A 16,465-nucleotide genomic window follows, 5' to 3' on the forward strand; every position below is an offset into this window, starting at 1 on the left:
ACACCATTGAAGCGGCGGCCCCGGGTGGGCCGGAACGGGAGTTGATGAGCAGGCTGTTCAGAAGCGTCGAGGGCGGGGAGCTGTTCCCCAACGGAAGCGTGGTCTGCATCGGTGCATTCGACGGCCTCCATCTGGGGCATCGTGCACTGGTGCGGCATGCCGTTGCGCGCGCGCGCGCCTTGGGCGTGGCTGCGGTGGCCGTGGCGTTCGAACCATTGCCCCGTGAGTTCTTCGCCCAGGGCACACCACCACCGCGCCTGACGCTGGCACGCAGCAAGGTCGAGATGCTGCGCGAGCTGGGGGTGGACGCGGTGGGGCTGCTGCGCTTCGATGCAGCGATGGCGGCGATGCCGGCCGAAACCTTCGTCCGCCAACTGCTGGTGCGGCGACTGAATGCCCGCGAAGTGTGGATCGGGCCGGAGTTCTGCTTTGGCAACCGTCGCCGCGGTGATCTGGCCTTGCTGCAGAAGCTGGGTGGCGAGCTGGGCTTCAGCGCGGGCGAGATCGAGGCGGTCGACCTGCACGGCGAGCGCATTTCCAGTACCCGCATCCGCCAGCTGCTGCAGTCCGGCGATTTCGCCCGGGCCGGCGATCTGCTCGGTCGCCCCTACGCGATCAGCGGGCGCGTGGTGCGTGGTCGCCAGCTCGGCCGCACGCTGGGCTTCCCGACCGCCAACCTGCGTTTCCCCAAGACCCCGGCGTTGTCGGGCATCTACGCGACCTGGGTGCACGGTGTGTTCGACCAGCCCTGGCCGTCGGTGTCCAGCTTCGGCACGCGGCCGACGGTGGAGGGCGTGGAGCCGCTGCTGGAAGCCCACCTGTTCGATTTCCAGGGTGACCTGTACGGTCGCCACATCGACGTTGAATTCGTCGCCAAGCTGCGTGACGAAGAGAAGTTCAATGATCTGGCGGCACTGACCGACCAGATGCACCGCGACGCCGAGCAGGCGCGCGCCATCCTTTCCGAACATAGATTGCGAGCCACTGCGTGAGCCAGGACTACAAGACCACCCTGAACCTGCCAGCCACCGATTTCCCGATGCGCGGCGACCTGCCCAAGCGCGAGCCGGGCATTCTGGCGCGGTGGGAGGAGCAGGGGCTCTACCAGCAGTTGCGCGACAACGCCGCCGGCCGCCCGCTGTTCGTGCTGCACGACGGCCCGCCGTATGCCAACGGCCGCATCCACCTGGGCCACGCGGTCAACAAGATCCTGAAGGACATCATCGTCAAGTCGCGCTACCTGGCCGGTTTCGATGCGCCCTACGTGCCCGGCTGGGACTGCCACGGCCTGCCGATCGAGATCGCGGTGGAAAAGAAGTGGGGCAAGGTCGGCGTGAAGCTCGATGCGGTTGAATTCCGGCAGAAGTGCCGTGAGTTCGCCGAGGAGCAGATCGACATCCAGCGCGTGGACTTCAAGCGTCTGGGCGTGACCGGTGACTGGGACAACCCGTACAAGACCCTGAGCTTCGACTTCGAGGCCAACGAGATCCGCGCACTGGCCAAGGTGGTGGCCAATGGCCACCTGGTGCGGGGTGCCAAGCCGGTGTACTGGTGCTTCGACTGCGGTTCGGCGCTGGCCGAAGCCGAGATCGAATACCAGGAAAAGGAATCGCCGGCGATCGACGTGGCATACCCCGCGCGCGATCCGCAGGCCATCGGCCAGGCATTCGGCGTGAGCGTGCCGGCCGATGTGGACGTGGCGGTGCCGATCTGGACCACCACGCCGTGGACGCTGCCGGCGTCGCTGGCCGTGTCGCTGGGTGCGGACATCCGTTACGTGCTGGCCGAAGGTCCGGCGCACAACGGCAAGCGCCGCTGGCTGGTGCTTGCCGCTGCGCTGGCTGGACGTGCGCTGCAGCGCTACGGCGTCGAGGAGGTGGTACTGCACGGCGAAACCACGGGCGCTGCACTGGAAAACCAGCTGCTGTCGCATCCGTTCTATGCCGGGCGCGCGATCCCGCTGCTCAACGGCGACCATGTGTCCGACGAAGACGGTACCGGTGCGGTGCACACCGCTCCTGGACATGGCCAGGAAGACTACGTGGTTAGCCAGAAGTACGGCCTGCTCGACACGTACAACGCCGGCCAGGTGACGCCGATCGATGGCCGTGGCGTGTACCTGGAATCGACGCCGCCGGCCGGTGACGTGGTACTGGCCGGCCAGCACCTGTGGAAGGCGCAGGAGGCCATCATCGGCGTGCTGCGCGACAACGGCACGCTGCTGGCCTTCCACCCGATCCGCCACAGCTATCCGCACTGCTGGCGCCACAAGACGCCGGTGGTGTTCCGTGCCACCCCGCAGTGGTTCATCTCGATGGACAAGGCCAACCTGCGCAGCGATGCGCTGGCCGCGATCGAGACCGTCGGCTGGTTCCCGGCCTGGGGCAAGGCGCGCATCCAGAGCATGGTCGATGGCCGTCCGGACTGGACGATCTCGCGCCAGCGCACCTGGGGCGTGCCGATCGCACTGTTCACCCATCGCCAGACCGGCGAGATCCACCCGCGCTCGGTGGAGCTGATGCAGCAGGTTGCCGACCGTGTCGAAGCCGAGGGCATCGACGTGTGGTACTCGCTGGATGCAACCGAACTGCTGGGCGCCGAAGCGGCCGACTACGAGAAGGTCACCGACATCCTCGACGTCTGGTTCGACTCGGGTGTCACCCATGAAGGCGTGCTGGCCGCGCGTGGCTTCGGCAAGCCGGCCGACCTGTACCTGGAAGGCTCGGACCAGCACCGCGGCTGGTTCCAGTCGTCGCTGCTGACCGGCGTGGCAATCGACAGGCGCGCGCCCTACAAGCAGTGCCTCACCCACGGTTTCACCGTGGACGAGCACGGTCGCAAGATGTCCAAGTCGCTGGGCAACGGCATCGAGCCGCAGGACATCATGAACAAGCTGGGCGCGGACATCCTGCGCCTGTGGATCGCCTCGGCCGACTACAGCAACGAGATGTCGCTGTCGCAGGAAATCCTCAAGCGCAATGCCGACGCCTACCGTCGCCTGCGCAACACCGCGCGCTTCCTGCTCGGCAACCTGGACGGTTTCGATCCGGCCCGGGACCTGCGCCCGCTCGACCAGATGGTCGCGCTGGACCGCTGGATCGTGCATCGCGCGTGGGAACTGCAGGAGAAGATCAAGGCGGCCTACGACGGCTACAACATGGCCGAGATCGTGCAGCTGCTGCTGAACTTCTGCAGCGTGGACCTGGGCTCGCTGTACCTGGACGTCACCAAGGACCGCCTGTACACGATGCCGACCGACTCGCACGGTCGCCGTTCGGCGCAGAGCGCGATGTATCACATCGCCGAGGCGTTCACCCGCTGGGTGGCGCCGATCCTGACCTTCACCGCCGACGAGCTGTGGGGCTACCTGCCGGGCACGCGCACCGGCCACGTGCTGTTCACCACCTGGTACGAGGGCCTGGCGCCGCTGCCGGCGGATGCCCAGCTCAACGCTGCCGATTTCGACCAGCTGCTGGCCGTGCGCGAGCAGGTGGCCAAGGTGCTCGAGCCGATGCGTGCCAACGGCGCGATCGGCGCCGCCCTGGAGGCCGAGATCACCGTGGCCGCCAGCGAAGAGCAGGCGGCGCGCTGGCAGCCGCTGGCCGACGAACTGCGCTTCCTGTTCATCAGCGGTGACGTGCAGGTGCGTCCGGCAACCACCGACGAGGTGTTCGTCAGTGCCCAGCCGACCACCAAGGCCAAGTGTGTGCGCTGCTGGCATCACCGCGCCGACGTCGGCAGTCATGCCGATCACCCGGAACTGTGCGGCCGTTGCGTGAGCAACATCGACGGCGCTGGCGAAGTTCGGAGCTGGTTCTGATGAGCGCCGCCCGTCCGCATCCCAACGCTCTGGTCTGGCTGCTGCTGTCGGCGGCCATCATCGGCCTGGACCAGTGGTCCAAGGCCTGGGTCCTGTCGAGCCTGCCGGAGTTCCAGCCGGTGGTGGTCATCGATGGCTTCTGGAACTGGTATCGCACCTACAACACCGGTGCCGCATTCAGTTTCCTCAGCGACGCCGGTGGCTGGCAGAAGTATTTCTTCACGGCGCTGGCGATCGCCATCAGCGGCCTGATGGCATGGTGGCTGCGTGGCACCGCCCGTGGCAACTGGAAGGCCGCCGTTCCCTATGCGCTGATCATCGGCGGGGCGATCGGCAACGTGATCGACCGCCAGGTGCACGGTCATGTCGTCGATTTCATCCAGTGGTACGTTGGCAGCTATACCTGGCCGGCGTTCAACATCGCCGACTCGGCCATCGTGGTCGGTGCCATCGGCATCGCCCTGACCGGCCTGTTCGACGGCAGGTCCGCCAAAAAGGCGGATAATGCCACTCCGAAACCGTAAGCCGGCCGCTGCCGGGAGATTGAACTGATGGATGTGCTGCTCGCCAACCCGCGTGGTTTCTGTGCCGGTGTCGATCGTGCGATCGAGATCGTGAAGCGCGCGATCGAAACGCTCGGCGCGCCCATCTACGTCCGTCATGAGGTGGTGCACAACCGCTTCGTGGTCGATGATCTGAAGCAGCGCGGTGCGATCTTCGTCGAGGAACTGGACGAGGTGCCGGACAACAACACCGTCATCTTCAGTGCCCACGGTGTATCGCAGGCAGTGCGCCTGGAAGCGGAGCGTCGTGGCCTGAAGGTATTCGATGCTACCTGTCCGCTGGTCACCAAGGTCCACTTCGAAGTGGCGCGCCATTGCCGTGCGGGCCGCGACGTGGTGCTGATCGGCCACGCGGGCCATCCGGAAGTGGAAGGCACGATGGGGCAGTGGAACCAGGAAGCCGGTACCGGCCAGATCTACCTGGTGGAGGATGTGGAGCAGGTCGCCACGCTGCAGATCAACCAGCCCGAGAACTTCGCCTACACCACCCAGACCACGCTGTCCGTGGACGATACGCGCGGCATCATCGACGCCCTGCGCGAGCGCTTCCCGGCCATGCAGGGGCCGAAGAACGACGATATCTGCTACGCCACGCAGAACCGGCAGGACGCGGTACGTGACCTGGCCAAGCGCTGCGATCTGGTGCTGGTGGTCGGGTCCCCGAACAGCTCCAATTCCAACCGGCTGAGCGAGCTGGCACGGCGCGAAGGCGTCGAGAGCTACCTGATCGACGGCGCCCATGAGATCAACCCGGCCTGGGTGCAGGGCAAGCAGCACATCGGCGTCACCGCCGGTGCGTCGGCACCGCAGGTGCTGGTCGATGGCGTGCTTGCGCGCCTGGCCGAACTGGGCGCGGGCAGTGTGTCCGAGCTTGATGGCGAGCCGGAATCGATGGTGTTCGCGCTGCCGAAGGAACTGCGCCTGCGCCTGATCGACTGACCGGGAAAGGCCTCGTCCACGCACGGCGTGGATCTACTGAAACCGCTCTGGTGGGTGCAAACCAGCACAAGGTGGGTGCGAACCTTGATTCGCACGCTTTTGGGCATGCGCGGATGGGCAGCCCGCCCATGACCTTTGGCCATGGGGCCGCGCATCCCGCAGGCCTAGCATCGGAGGATTCTCCGCTGTTGGAAGCCGCCCGATGAAGACCCGTGCCCTGGTGATGTCCGTGCTGTTCGCGCTGGCGGCTACACCCGCGCTGGCGCAGAGCCCGCCGCCGGCCGATGCTGCTGCGCACGGCCTGCTGCGCATCGACGTGGACGCGCGCGATCTGGCCCGGCGCATCTTCAAGGTGACCGCCACCGTGCCGGCAAAACCCGGCCCGATGACCCTGCTGTACCCGCAGTGGATTCCCGGCAACCATTCGCCCACCGGCCCGATCGACAAGCTCGCTGGCCTGCGTGTCACGGCCAATGGCAGGCCGCTGGCCTGGCAGCGCGACCAGTACAACGTCTATGCGTTCAAGGTCGATGTGCCGGAGGGCGTCAGCGAGATCGTGGCGCAGTTCGATTTCCTGTCCTCGCAGGGCGGCAACCAGGGCCGCGTGGTGATGACGCCGGAAATGCTCAACCTGCAGTGGAACGCCAACGCGCTGTATCCGGCCGGGGTCGATGCACGCCATCTGCAGGCCCAGGCCAGCGTGACCCTGCCGAAGGGCTGGAGCTATGCCACCGCGCTCGAAACAGTCCGGCGCGACGGTGACACGGTGGTGTTCAAGCCGATCACTTTCGACCATCTGGTCGATTCGCCGCTGTTCGCCGGTGAGCATTACCAGCGCATCGATCTGGACCCGGGCGCCAAGGCGCCGGTGCACCTGAACGTGTTCGCCGATGAAGCGAAGTCGCTGAAGCCCACCGAGGCACAGATCAAGGCGCACCGCGCCCTGGTGCAGCAGGCTGACCGCTTGTACGGCGCGCGCCACTACGACCATTACGAGTTCCTGCTGGCATTGACCGACCGACTGGGCGGCATCGGGCTGGAGCATCATCGCTCCAGCGAGAACAGCGCTGCGCCGGGCTACTTCACCGAGTGGGATGACTCGGCATGGATGCGTGACCTGCTGCCGCACGAGTACACGCATTCCTGGAACGGCAAGTATCGCCGTGGCGCGGACCTGGCAACCGACAACTTCAACGTTCCGATGGGTGACAGCCTGCTGTGGGTGTACGAAGGCCAGACCCAGTTCTGGGGCCAGGTGCTGGCCGCCCGCTCGGGGTTGTGGTCTACCGATCAGGCGCGCGACATGCTGGCCAATGTTGCGGCGACCTATGATCGCGGTCGCCCGGGACTGGCCTGGCGGCCACTGCAGGACACCACCAACGACCCGACCATCGCCCAGCGGCGCACACTGCCGTATCGCAATTACCAGATGAGCGAGGACTACTACTCCGGCGGCCAGATGCTGTGGCTGGAAGTGGAGGGCAGGCTGCGCGCGCTGACCGGAAACCGGCGCAGTCTGGATGATTTTGCCCGTGCCTTCTTTGGCCTAGGCAACGGTGACTGGGACGTCAATCCATATACGTTCGACGACGTGGTGGCGACCTTGAACGCCATCGCTCCGTACGACTGGGCCGGATTCCTGCGGCAGCGCCTGGACGGCCATGGGTCGCTGACCGGCGGTCTGGAACTGGCCGGCTGGAAGCTGGTCTACCGCGACGCGCCGAACGATGCCTACAAGGCACAGGAAAAACGCGCCAAGGCGGCGCTGCTGGCGTACTCGCTCGGTGCGACGGTGATGGACAGCGGTGTGGTCGGCGACGTGATCTGGGACAGTCCCGCCTTCAATGCAGGCCTGGCGCCGGGCATGAAGGTGATCGCCATCGGTGACCGCGAGTACAGCAGCGAGCGGTTGAAGGACGCGGTTGCCGTTGCCGCCACCAACAAGGCGCCGATCACGCTGCTGGTCAAGCAGTTCGACCGCATCGTGCCGATCCGGATCGACTATCACGGTGGCCTGCAGTATCCGGTGCTGGAGCGCATTCCCGGCCGCCCGGATCAGCTGGCCGAGCTGTGGAAGCCGCGATGAGACCACGCCTGGGCGGCAGTGCGGTCCTGCTGCTGGCGGTGCTGGCCATCGTCGGTGCATTCCTGCCCGGCGAAGGCCGCTGGCTGCACTGGCTGGCAAAGCCGACAGCGACCCTGCTGATCGCGGCGATGGTATGGCAGGTGCATCCTGCTGGATCGCCGTCGTACCGTCGCGCGGTGCTGGCGGGCATGCTGCTCTCGTGCGCAGGCGACATCGCGCTGATGCTGCCGATGGATGCCTTCGTCCCCGGCCTGCTGGCGTTCCTGCTGGCCCACCTCTGCTACATCGTCGCCTTCCGCGATGGTCTGCGCGCGGGTCGCGGCCTGGTCGCCGCAGGGGGACTTCTGGGTGTGTTCGCCGCGCTCAACGTGTCCGGTCTATGGCCGCATCTGCCGGCGCCGATGCGCATCCCTGTGCTGGCCTATGTGGTGGTACTGGCGTGCATGGCGATCCTGGCGCTGGCGCGGCAGTGGACCCGCCCGCGACCGGACGCTGTCGAAGCGGGCAGCGCACGCTGGGCAGCGGCCGGCGCCCTGCTGTTCGTCGCCAGCGATTCACTGCTGGCCTGGGACCGCTTCGCCGGTGGCCTGCCGCTGGCAAGCCTGCTGGTGCTGTCCACCTACTACGCGGCGCAGTACGCGATCGCACGATCGGTGCGCTAGCTACTCGACGTCGCCCGCGTTCTCGCAGGTCCGCTGCCGCGGGCACAGGCGATCCAGCAGTGCCAGTGTCACCCCGTTGCTCCAGCCGAAGCCATCCTGCAGCGGATACTCGCCGCCACCCCCTCCGCCCGCGGAGCCATCGACCACGTACTTCTCCACCAGCTTGCCTTGCCGATCGTAGACGGACTGCACGGTGCGCAGGAAGCGCACTCCCAGCTGCCGCGCCAGGCGCTCCTGACCGTAGTGCTGCAGGCCATCGACGGCCACCCACTGCAGCGGTGCCCACCCGTTCGGCGCGTCCCACTGCTGGCCGCTGACGAGGGTGGTGGTCAGCAGGCCGCCCTCACGCATCAATTGTGCTTCGGCTGCGTCGGCGCTGCGTCGCGCCTGCTCATCGGTGGCGATCTTCAACCACAACGGATACAGCGCGGCAGCGGTCAGGGCAGGGCGCAGCTGTCCGCTGCGCAGATCGTGATCGGCATACCAGCCCTGCGCCGCATCCCACAGCAGGCGATTGATGGCACTGCGCCGGGCCTCGGCCCGGGCCGAGTAGTCGCGGGCCGAGGCGCGGTCGCCGGCCACGCGGCTGGCCCGGGCGATGGTCTGCTCGAGGTGGTACAGCAGACTGTTCAGGTCGACTGGAACGATCGACGTGGTCTGGATGCTGGACAGTGCACTGGGGTCGTCCATCCATCGCGAGCTGAAATCCCAGCCGGATTCGGCGCCGGCGCGAAGGTCGCGGTACACCTGCGAGGGTGCCCGCTGCGGTGCCTGTGCCGCCGTCGCCAGATCGTCCGTCCACGATTCGCTGCGTGGCACCGCGCGAGCATCCCAGTAGCGGTTGAGCAGGTCGCCATTGGGCATGCGCACCACGCGCTCGCGTGCCTGGCCGGGCGCAAGGCCATCGGCGCCCCGCATCCAGAAGTCGTGCTCGGTGCGCAGCTGTGTCAGATAACGGCGGTACGCCTGATCGCCTTCGTGCGCGGCCAGCAGGGTCACCATCAGACTGAAGAACGGCGGCTGCGAGCGGCTCAGGTAGTAACTGCGGTTGCCGTTGGGAATGTGCCCGTACTGGTCGAGCTGCCACGCGAAGTTGTCGACCATCGCGCGGACCTGGGGCCAGCGGCCACTGGAGGCCAGTCCCAGCATCGTGAAGTAGCTGTCCCAGTAATACACCTCGCGGAAGCGTCCACCGGGCACCACATACGCGTGCGGCAGCGGCAGCAGCGAGCCATGGGGATCGACCGCCGTGGACTGCCGGGTCAGCACGGGCCACAGGCTTTCGATATGCGCGCGCAGGCTCTGGCCGGCGGGTGAGACGTAGGGCGCAGGTCCACCGGGCAGGTCGAAGGCCCTGTCGACGAAGGCCTGCAGCGTGTAGCCAGGCTCTCGCTGCGCGCGCTGCCAGTCAGCCAGCAGTGCAGCCGGCGACTGTCGCGGCACAGCATCGGCAAAGGTCTTCTGGTCGGGGAACAGATGCGCGCGCTGGACCTGCTGGAAAAGCGGCTGCCAGGCCTGGTCCGGTGGCGCAGGGGTCGATGCGGGTGAGCCGGCGCATGCCGCGCCGGCACTGAGCAACAGGGCCAGTACGCAGACGACCGGGCGGATCGAAGGACGCATGACGTACCTCACGGTGGGCGTGGGCCCACCCTAGCGTGCCGCCCGTGTCACCCGCGTGTGGATGCCAGCGGCCTCAACGGAACTGCAGGGTCAGCAGGAAATAGCGGCCCAGCGGATCATCCAAGCCCGGCAACTGTCCGCCGTTGCCGACCAGATAGTTCACCGGCTGCCGGTCAAGCACGTTGTGCACGTCCAGCGCGGCGATCACCCGCGGCCCCAACCTGCGCGCCATGTGCAGGTTCCAGCGCAGCTGCCGTGGATTCATGCAATGGTTCATCTCGCGCTGGTCATCGGGGCATTCCGCACCGGGCAGCCAGGCGCGCGTGCGTCCCACCTGGTTGCCGCGCAATGCCACGTCCCATGCCGTGTTCTGCCATTGCACGGTGAGGATCGCGGCCATGGCCGGCGTGGCATGGCCGCGAAGATCCACGCTGCCATCCTGCCCTCGTTCGCGGCGCAGCGCCTGCTGTTTCAGCGCGTCCAGTGAGAAAAGCCACTGGCCGGTGTCATCGGTGTCGACGCGGTATTCGCCGCGCATTACCCAATTGCGCGACGTCGTGCGGCCGATGTTGTCGAATGACAGGCGAAGACTGCTCAGCCGCCCTTCGTCATCCAGCTCCCACGTGCTGCGGTTCCATGCCGCGTCGGTGGGCCGAAGGGCAAGGATCTCGTTGCGCAGCTCGACGATGTTGTGGGTCAGTGACAGCGAGAACACGTCGTTGGGCGTCCACGTGGCTGCCAGCGAATGGCTGCGTGAACGCTCCGCCTTCAGCGCGTCGTTCTCGGCGACCTCCACGTTGACCAGGCAGCTGCCGTCGATCGCGGGCTGTGCGCAGGGCGGCAGGCCCGGCGAGGCCGGCAGCGCGACCAGGCCGAAGTAGCCAGGGGGGCGTCGCTGCTCGAACAGGCTGGGCGCACGGTAGCCTTGTCCGCTGGTCAGCAGGAACGACCAGTGGGGCGTTGGACTCCAGCGCAGTCCCGCGCGTGGCGAGAACGCCAGGTAATCGCCATCGCGGTCCCAGCGTGCGGCCACGTCCATGCGCAGCGAGCGGCTGAGCGGCAGGCCGACCTCGGCATAGGTGGCTCCGCTGCGACGTGACAGGCGTCGCTGCTGCTGGGGCAGGCCCAGTGCCAGATCGCCCTGGATCAACAACGGATCGGGTAACGAGGCCCATGCTTCGTAGCGCAGATCGACGCCGGTGGCCAGCTGGGCCGGCCCTCCAGGCAACTGCATCAGTTGCCGCTGCATGCCCCACCAGCCCTGCCACTGGTCAGTGCGCCCACGATTGCGGATCGACGGGAACAGCTGTTGCGCTTTGTCCGCACGCAGCGAGGTAAAGCCGGGAAGGTAGTCCAGTGTCTCGGCGGCGTGCAGCAGCGGTTCGGTGCGCACGGTGCCCGGCGTGACCAGGGTGACCTGGCTGCGTTGCGCGCTGATGCCCGCATCCCAGCTGCGTGACTGCTGCTCGCGACCGATACCCAGGGTGATGTCGGCATCGCTGGCGCGCACGTGCGGGCGCACGCTTCCGGCCTCGCGCAGCACGCTGTTGAACGTGATGCCGTACAGGCCGATGGCAACGGCGGTCGGCCCCAGGTCGAAACGCTGCCGATTGTGACTGCCACGTGCTTCCAGATAGGCGTAGCGTCCTTCGCCACGCTCGTGCCGGTAACGCAGGTAGGCCGAGGCAGTATCCGACGCGGGCTGCAGCGAGCGCGGCCGCGCGCTGTCGAACCAGCAGCCATCCTCACGCTGCATCAAGGGACCTTCGCAGAGTTCGGCGGGGATGTACGCGCCGTCGTAGAACGCGCCGATCGGATACAACGACGTTTCCGCATGCCACGCACGGCGATCGCCGGCCACGTGCTCGATGCGATGCAGGTCCAGGCCGGCGAACCAGCGGTCCCCACCTTCGCGTACGCCGCCGTTGGCGATCTGCAGGCGATTCTGCTGCGCGTCGCCGCGGCTGCTGATGCCCGATTGCACCGTCGCCTCCGGGCCTTCGGCCTGTTCGCGCAGGATGATGTTGACCACGCCGGACATCGCGTCGGCACCATAGATGGCCGACGCGCCTCCGCGCACCAGCTCGATGCGTTCGATGAAACTCAGGGGAATGCCGCCCAGATCGGTGAGCCCGCCCTGTTCCAGCGACACCATCGGATAGCGTGGCAGCCGCCGGCCGTTGACCAGGAACAGGGTCGCACGCGGCCCCATGCCATCCAGGCTGGTGGTGGCTGCAGCGCCCACCGGCAGATACTGCGAATCGCCGCCGCGCGACGTGGTCATCGCCGGGTGGCCGTTCATGCCGGGAAGGTGTCGCAACAGGTCGAACAGGCTGCCGTAACCACTGCGCAGGATGTCTTCGCGATCGATGATCGTCATCGGCAGCGTCGTCTGCACGGAGGTGCGCGGCAGGCGGCTGCCGGTGACGTGTACCGGCGCCAGTTCCACCTGCGCGGGGGCCAGTGCGACGGGCGGCGGCGGCTTGGGCGACGTCACGGTCGGGGCACGTGCAGGGGGCGCGGCAGAAGCAGCGACGCGGCGGATGACAAACGCCCCCGAGGGTGTGCGCAGGATGTTCACCGGCATCCCGGAGACCAGCTGCTTGAGAGCGATCGCCGGTGCCTGTCGGCCGTCGGCGCCGGGGGTGTGCAGGCCCGTCAGCTCGCGGGCGTCGAATACCAGGGCGATGCCGCTCTGGCGTGCCCATTGCTGCAGTGCCGGTGCCAGCGGGCCGGGTGCGATGTGGTAGTCGACATTGGCGGGTTGCTGGCCGGCGTGGGCCGGCGCGGCGCTGGCAGCGCCGAACATGACCCACAGCAGCCCCCGGAGCAGCCCCCACTGCAGCGCGCCCGGTCCTGCCATCACCGCCTTTCTCCTCAGTAGGTACGCCGCAGTTCCAGCGCGCCATCCGGGCGCGCCTGGCCGGCAACCGACCATCCCAGCTCCAGCGCAGACAGCAGTTCCTCTGCGTCGCCTGCACGGAAGGTGCCGCTGACCGCGAGACTGGCGATCTCCGGATCGGCGATCACCATCTGCGTGCGGCCGTAGCGGTTCATGCGTTCGACCACGGTCGCCAGGGGAGTGGCATCGAACACCAGCCGTCCCTGCAGCCAGGCCTCAGCCGCTTCGGTCGAGGCGAGCGCAGGGCCCGGCTGGATCCGCCCGGAGGGCAGTACCTGCAGCTGCTGGCCCGGGGCCAGCGTGTGCTGCGCGCTGCCGCTGGTGACCTCCACTGCGCCTTCCAGCAGGGCGACCTCGACATGGCCGTCGCGCAGGCGCTCCACCTGGAAGGTGGTTCCGATATCGCGGATCGAACTGTTGCCTGCCTGCACGCGCAGGGCCTTGCGCGACGGTGCCACCTGCAGTTGCAGCCGACCCTGCTCCAGGACCAGTTCCCGATGGCGCCAGCCCATGCGCACGGTCATCGTGGTCCCTGCGTCCAGGATGGCGGAGCTGCCATCGGCCAGCGTCTGTTGGCGGGGAGCAAGGCTGTCGTTGGCATAGATGCGGGGCGTGGGATTGCCATCGGTGGCGACCATCCAGCCCATGCCGATGGCCAGACAGAGCGCCGCCGCAGCAGCGACGCCGGGCAGCCAGCGGCGCCGGGCCGGATGCGCGGCGCGCGCCGCCGCCGTGCGCAGCCAGGGATCCTGGGCCAGGCCCGCACTCTGCTGATAGAGCGTTTCGGCCTGTACCCACGCCTTGACGTGGCGGGTGTCCTCCGCCAGCCAGTCTTCGAAGCGCTCGCGTTCCTCGGGCGTGCAGTCGTGTGCCTCCAGGCGCGCCACCCAGGCGCTGGCGCGCTCGAACACTCCCGCCTCTTCCGTGTGCCGGGTGCTGATCATTCGTTGTCCCTGTCGTTGTGCAGCGGGTGTGGCCCCAGCTCCTGGCGCAGGCCCTGCAGTGCACGGGCGATGTGTTTTTCCACGGTCTTGGCGGTGATGCCACAGTGCTGCGCGATCTGCGTGTAGCTCATCCCGGTGATCCGGTTGAGCAGGTACACCTCGCGCGCGCGCTCCGGCAGTTTGAACAGGGCCTGCCGGAGCAGGGCGAGCATCTGCCCGGATTCGGCCTGGCGCAGCGGGTCGGCTGACGTGCTGGAGGGCTCGTCGCTGCCATCGCGCTCGGCCAGCGACAGATGCGGTCTCGCCTGCGGCGAGCGGCCGCGGTCTGCCAGGCGGTTGCGGGCGATACGATACAGCAGCAGGCGCAGCTCCTCGGTGCCGTGCGCGCGATAGCGGATCAACCGTTCCATGCAGTCCTGGGCGATGTCCTCCGCATCCTCCGGGCCCACCCCACGGGTACGCAGGAAAGTGCACAACGGCGCGCGCTCTTCCCTTACGAACGTGATGAAGGCGTCCGGAGGCCCAGGCGGATCCGGTGCGCGATGGATCAGGGGGGACGAAGCGGACAGGGCTGGCCTCGGGCAACGATGGGGGGGGGGCGTCACCGAGTTTTACGCGACGATGACCGGATGGGGAAGAGCCGCCAGCCTGCACGTGTCGATCATGAATTCGTTCACCTTTCACCCGGATGGCCACTGGGGGTGTTACCGCCCTTTCTGCGTTTTTAACTTTGCCGGAGGCTGTATTTCTCCTGTAAAGGTGTTCAAGAGCGCTAACTCAGCCACAGTTTTGACTGCCAACTTGATCTGAATCCGTTCATTCTTTTCCATGGCATGCAGCGGGGGAGGGCCTCCCGCTCTGACGTTTAGCTTCCCGTCCGCGTGTTGCGGGGGGAGAGAGAACGGTATGAAGCAGTCCAAGTTGAGTCTGGCCCTGGCCGGCCTGATTGGTGTTGGCGTCATAGTCAAGGCTGATGACGCCATGGCAATGAACTATCACGTGCAGGGAGACCGCATCTTCCTCAGCGGTGGCGTCACCTTCGCCGACGTCGTTTCGCTGCCGGCGCTGCTGGCCAAGGCGCAGGCCGAGGGGCGGCCGATCCGGGAGGTGGTGCTGCGTACCTCCAACGGTGGCGCGCTGATCGCCGGCGAGTGGCTGCAGGGGGTGATCCGCACGTCCGGCCTGAACACCATCGTATCGGGCCACTGCATCTCGTCCTGCTCGATCATGCAGTCCGGGGGCGTGGAGCGCTATCTTGCCGGCGATCTGCCGATTGTCGATTCGGTGGAGATCCATGCGGCCAACAACGGCAGCAATGTGATCTACGAGCCGTCGCCGCGCATGACCCAGATCTACACCGGCAACTATGGCGGCGGCATGGATGCTGGGCTGCTGCACAAGGCGATGTACGAAGTGGTCAAGCCCAACGGCCTGCTGGTGTTCCGCGATCCTGCGCGCACCCCCGGTACGTCGGTCACGTTCGATCCGGATGGCAGCGGCGCCGCACTGGAGTCGTTCCCGGGGCAGGACATTCACAGCAACCGGATCATCACCGCAACCGGCTATCGTGATCCGGGCGATACGTTGAATGTCACTGCGGACGTCACCGGTGACATCAATCCGGGCTACCTGCGGACGGGACGCCAGCTGCAGACCTTCGTCGATGATGACTTCGCGCGCTGGAACACCGACCGGCCGTCGGCGTACTTTTCCTACGCACTGACCATCTACAACCTTTCCAGCACGGGTCCGCAGGGCATCGGCGCTGGTTCGGTGCAGGATTATCTGAGCGATCCCGGCGTGCAGGCCCTGCTGCTGTCCAAGCTTCGGCTGGGTGATCTGGACGCGTCCACGCTGGACGATTCGATGGGCGTGATCCGGATTGCCAATGGCGCTGTCTGGCGCTCGTCCGCAACCACCGGTGCGGACTTCATGCTGGTCGACAATGGCACCATCGCCCTGGAAGGTGGCGCCCTGCGTGCCCCGGAAGTGCGTGTGCTCGGTGCGGGCATGCTGGTCGGCCACGGCGACGTGGCGGGCACGGCGATGGACAGCACTGCATTGCTGGGTGGCACCGGCCCGTCCTGGCGCGAGGATGGCTTCAACCGCCTGCGCGTGTTCGGCACGCTGATGCCGCGCGGAGGTGATCTGGTCACCCATGGCTACGTCAACATCATGCCCGGCGGCAAAGTGCTGTTCGACGTGACCGAGAGCGGCGGCAGTGCCGGTGGTCGCGTGCGCGTGGGTAATTTCTTCGACCCGTCCACCAACAAAGTGCTCGATGGCGCGCTGGTGATCTCCAAGGGCGCCTTCCTTGAACTGAACGTGGCGCAGGGCTATTACAGCAAGGACTTCCGTCGCGATCTGGTTGAAGGCCCGATCTACCAGGATGGCTTCCAGGAGGTCGTGCGGCTGGGCGACACTGGCTACCGCGCCAGCATCAGCGGCGGTGAGGTGTTCCGTCCGCGCCACAACTCGCTGTTGAGTTTCAATGTCAGGCAGACGGCCGACGGTCTGTGGCTGACCGCCAACCCGGGCTTCGACCAGTGGGATCTGTTCGCCAACGGCCCGTCCGGTGATGACCTGGGGCGTGTGCTGGGAGCTGCATCCGATCGCCAGGACAGTGGCCTGAAGCCGCTGCTGGGCGCATTGCAGTTTGCCGACCGCGACGTGGTCGCGCAGCAGGCCGGTGCGCTGCGTGGCGATGTGCACGCCACCCTGCGCCTGGCCGACAACGCCCTGCTGGGCAGCATCGGCAACGTGGTCCAGCAGCATCAGGCGGCGATGCGCAGTGCCGGTGGTGATGCCGATGGCCTGGCCGCGCAGGTCGCGCAGTCGATGTCGGCACAGCCGGGCACGCGCCATGGCACCCTGTTCAACCAGCTGGCAATGCATCTGGTCGAGCCGACGGCAGCAGGTGCGGGGGCCA

Annotated in this window: 11 protein-coding genes; 7 read left to right on the forward strand and 4 right to left on the reverse strand. The window is 67.1% G+C overall.

Going from position 1 to position 16,465, the window contains the following annotated elements; all coding sequences use genetic code 11:
- Positions 1-44: 44 nt before the first annotated feature.
- From IMX13_RS11810 to IMX13_RS11835, 6 genes are all read left to right on the forward strand, one after another.
- On the forward strand, positions 45-992 hold the full coding sequence (locus IMX13_RS11810; RefSeq protein ID WP_053516122.1) for a bifunctional riboflavin kinase/FAD synthetase: 948 nt from the start codon (positions 45-47) through the stop codon (positions 990-992).
- Complete coding sequence (ileS, locus tag IMX13_RS11815) at positions 989-3,820, forward strand: isoleucine--tRNA ligase (RefSeq protein WP_193396419.1); 2,832 nt, start codon at positions 989-991, stop codon at positions 3,818-3,820. The genes IMX13_RS11810 and ileS overlap by 4 nt, the downstream gene beginning before the upstream one ends.
- On the forward strand, positions 3,820-4,344 hold the full coding sequence (gene lspA / locus IMX13_RS11820) for a signal peptidase II (protein ID WP_065174616.1): 525 nt from the start codon (positions 3,820-3,822) through the stop codon (positions 4,342-4,344). Before ileS ends, lspA begins: the two co-directional genes overlap by 1 nt.
- A gap of 27 nt (positions 4,345-4,371) precedes the next feature.
- Positions 4,372-5,322, forward strand: a complete 951-nt coding sequence (gene ispH / locus IMX13_RS11825; protein ID WP_053516117.1) for a 4-hydroxy-3-methylbut-2-enyl diphosphate reductase — start codon at positions 4,372-4,374, stop codon at positions 5,320-5,322.
- Positions 5,323-5,524: 202 nt separating this feature from the next.
- The gene (locus IMX13_RS11830; protein ID WP_193396420.1) at positions 5,525-7,408 is read left to right on the forward strand and encodes a M61 family metallopeptidase; all 1,884 of its coding nucleotides are present in this window, start codon (positions 5,525-5,527) and stop codon (positions 7,406-7,408) included.
- Positions 7,405-8,070 carry a lysoplasmalogenase gene (locus IMX13_RS11835; protein ID WP_193396421.1) on the forward strand — a complete coding sequence of 222 codons (666 nt, stop codon included), beginning with the start codon at positions 7,405-7,407 and terminating at the stop codon, positions 8,068-8,070. Before IMX13_RS11830 ends, IMX13_RS11835 begins: the two co-directional genes overlap by 4 nt.
- Here IMX13_RS11835 and treA read toward each other — a convergent pair whose 3' ends face one another.
- From treA to IMX13_RS11855, 4 genes are all read right to left on the reverse strand, one after another.
- The gene (gene treA, locus IMX13_RS11840) at positions 8,071-9,690 is read right to left on the reverse strand and encodes an alpha,alpha-trehalase TreA (RefSeq protein WP_193396422.1); all 1,620 of its coding nucleotides are present in this window, start codon (positions 9,688-9,690) and stop codon (positions 8,071-8,073) included.
- 73 nt (positions 9,691-9,763) lie between these two features.
- Positions 9,764-12,553 (reverse strand): TonB-dependent receptor, encoded by a 2,790-nt coding sequence (locus IMX13_RS11845; RefSeq protein ID WP_065181121.1) that lies wholly within the window; start codon positions 12,551-12,553, stop codon positions 9,764-9,766.
- A gap of 14 nt (positions 12,554-12,567) precedes the next feature.
- Positions 12,568-13,536 (reverse strand): FecR domain-containing protein, encoded by a 969-nt coding sequence (locus tag IMX13_RS11850; protein WP_193396423.1) that lies wholly within the window; start codon positions 13,534-13,536, stop codon positions 12,568-12,570.
- The gene (locus IMX13_RS11855; RefSeq protein WP_229765781.1) at positions 13,533-14,012 is read right to left on the reverse strand and encodes an RNA polymerase sigma factor; all 480 of its coding nucleotides are present in this window, start codon (positions 14,010-14,012) and stop codon (positions 13,533-13,535) included. The genes IMX13_RS11850 and IMX13_RS11855 overlap by 4 nt, the downstream gene beginning before the upstream one ends.
- A gap of 430 nt (positions 14,013-14,442) precedes the next feature.
- On the opposite strand from IMX13_RS11855, the gene IMX13_RS11860 reads away from it, so the two are divergent.
- On the forward strand, positions 14,443-16,465 hold a 2,023-nt coding region (locus IMX13_RS11860), incomplete at its 3' end, for an autotransporter outer membrane beta-barrel domain-containing protein (protein ID WP_193396424.1).

This window comes from Stenotrophomonas sp. B2, from assembly GCF_014947095.1.
In the GTDB taxonomy this organism is placed as follows: domain Bacteria; phylum Pseudomonadota; class Gammaproteobacteria; order Xanthomonadales; family Xanthomonadaceae; genus Stenotrophomonas; species Stenotrophomonas maltophilia_P.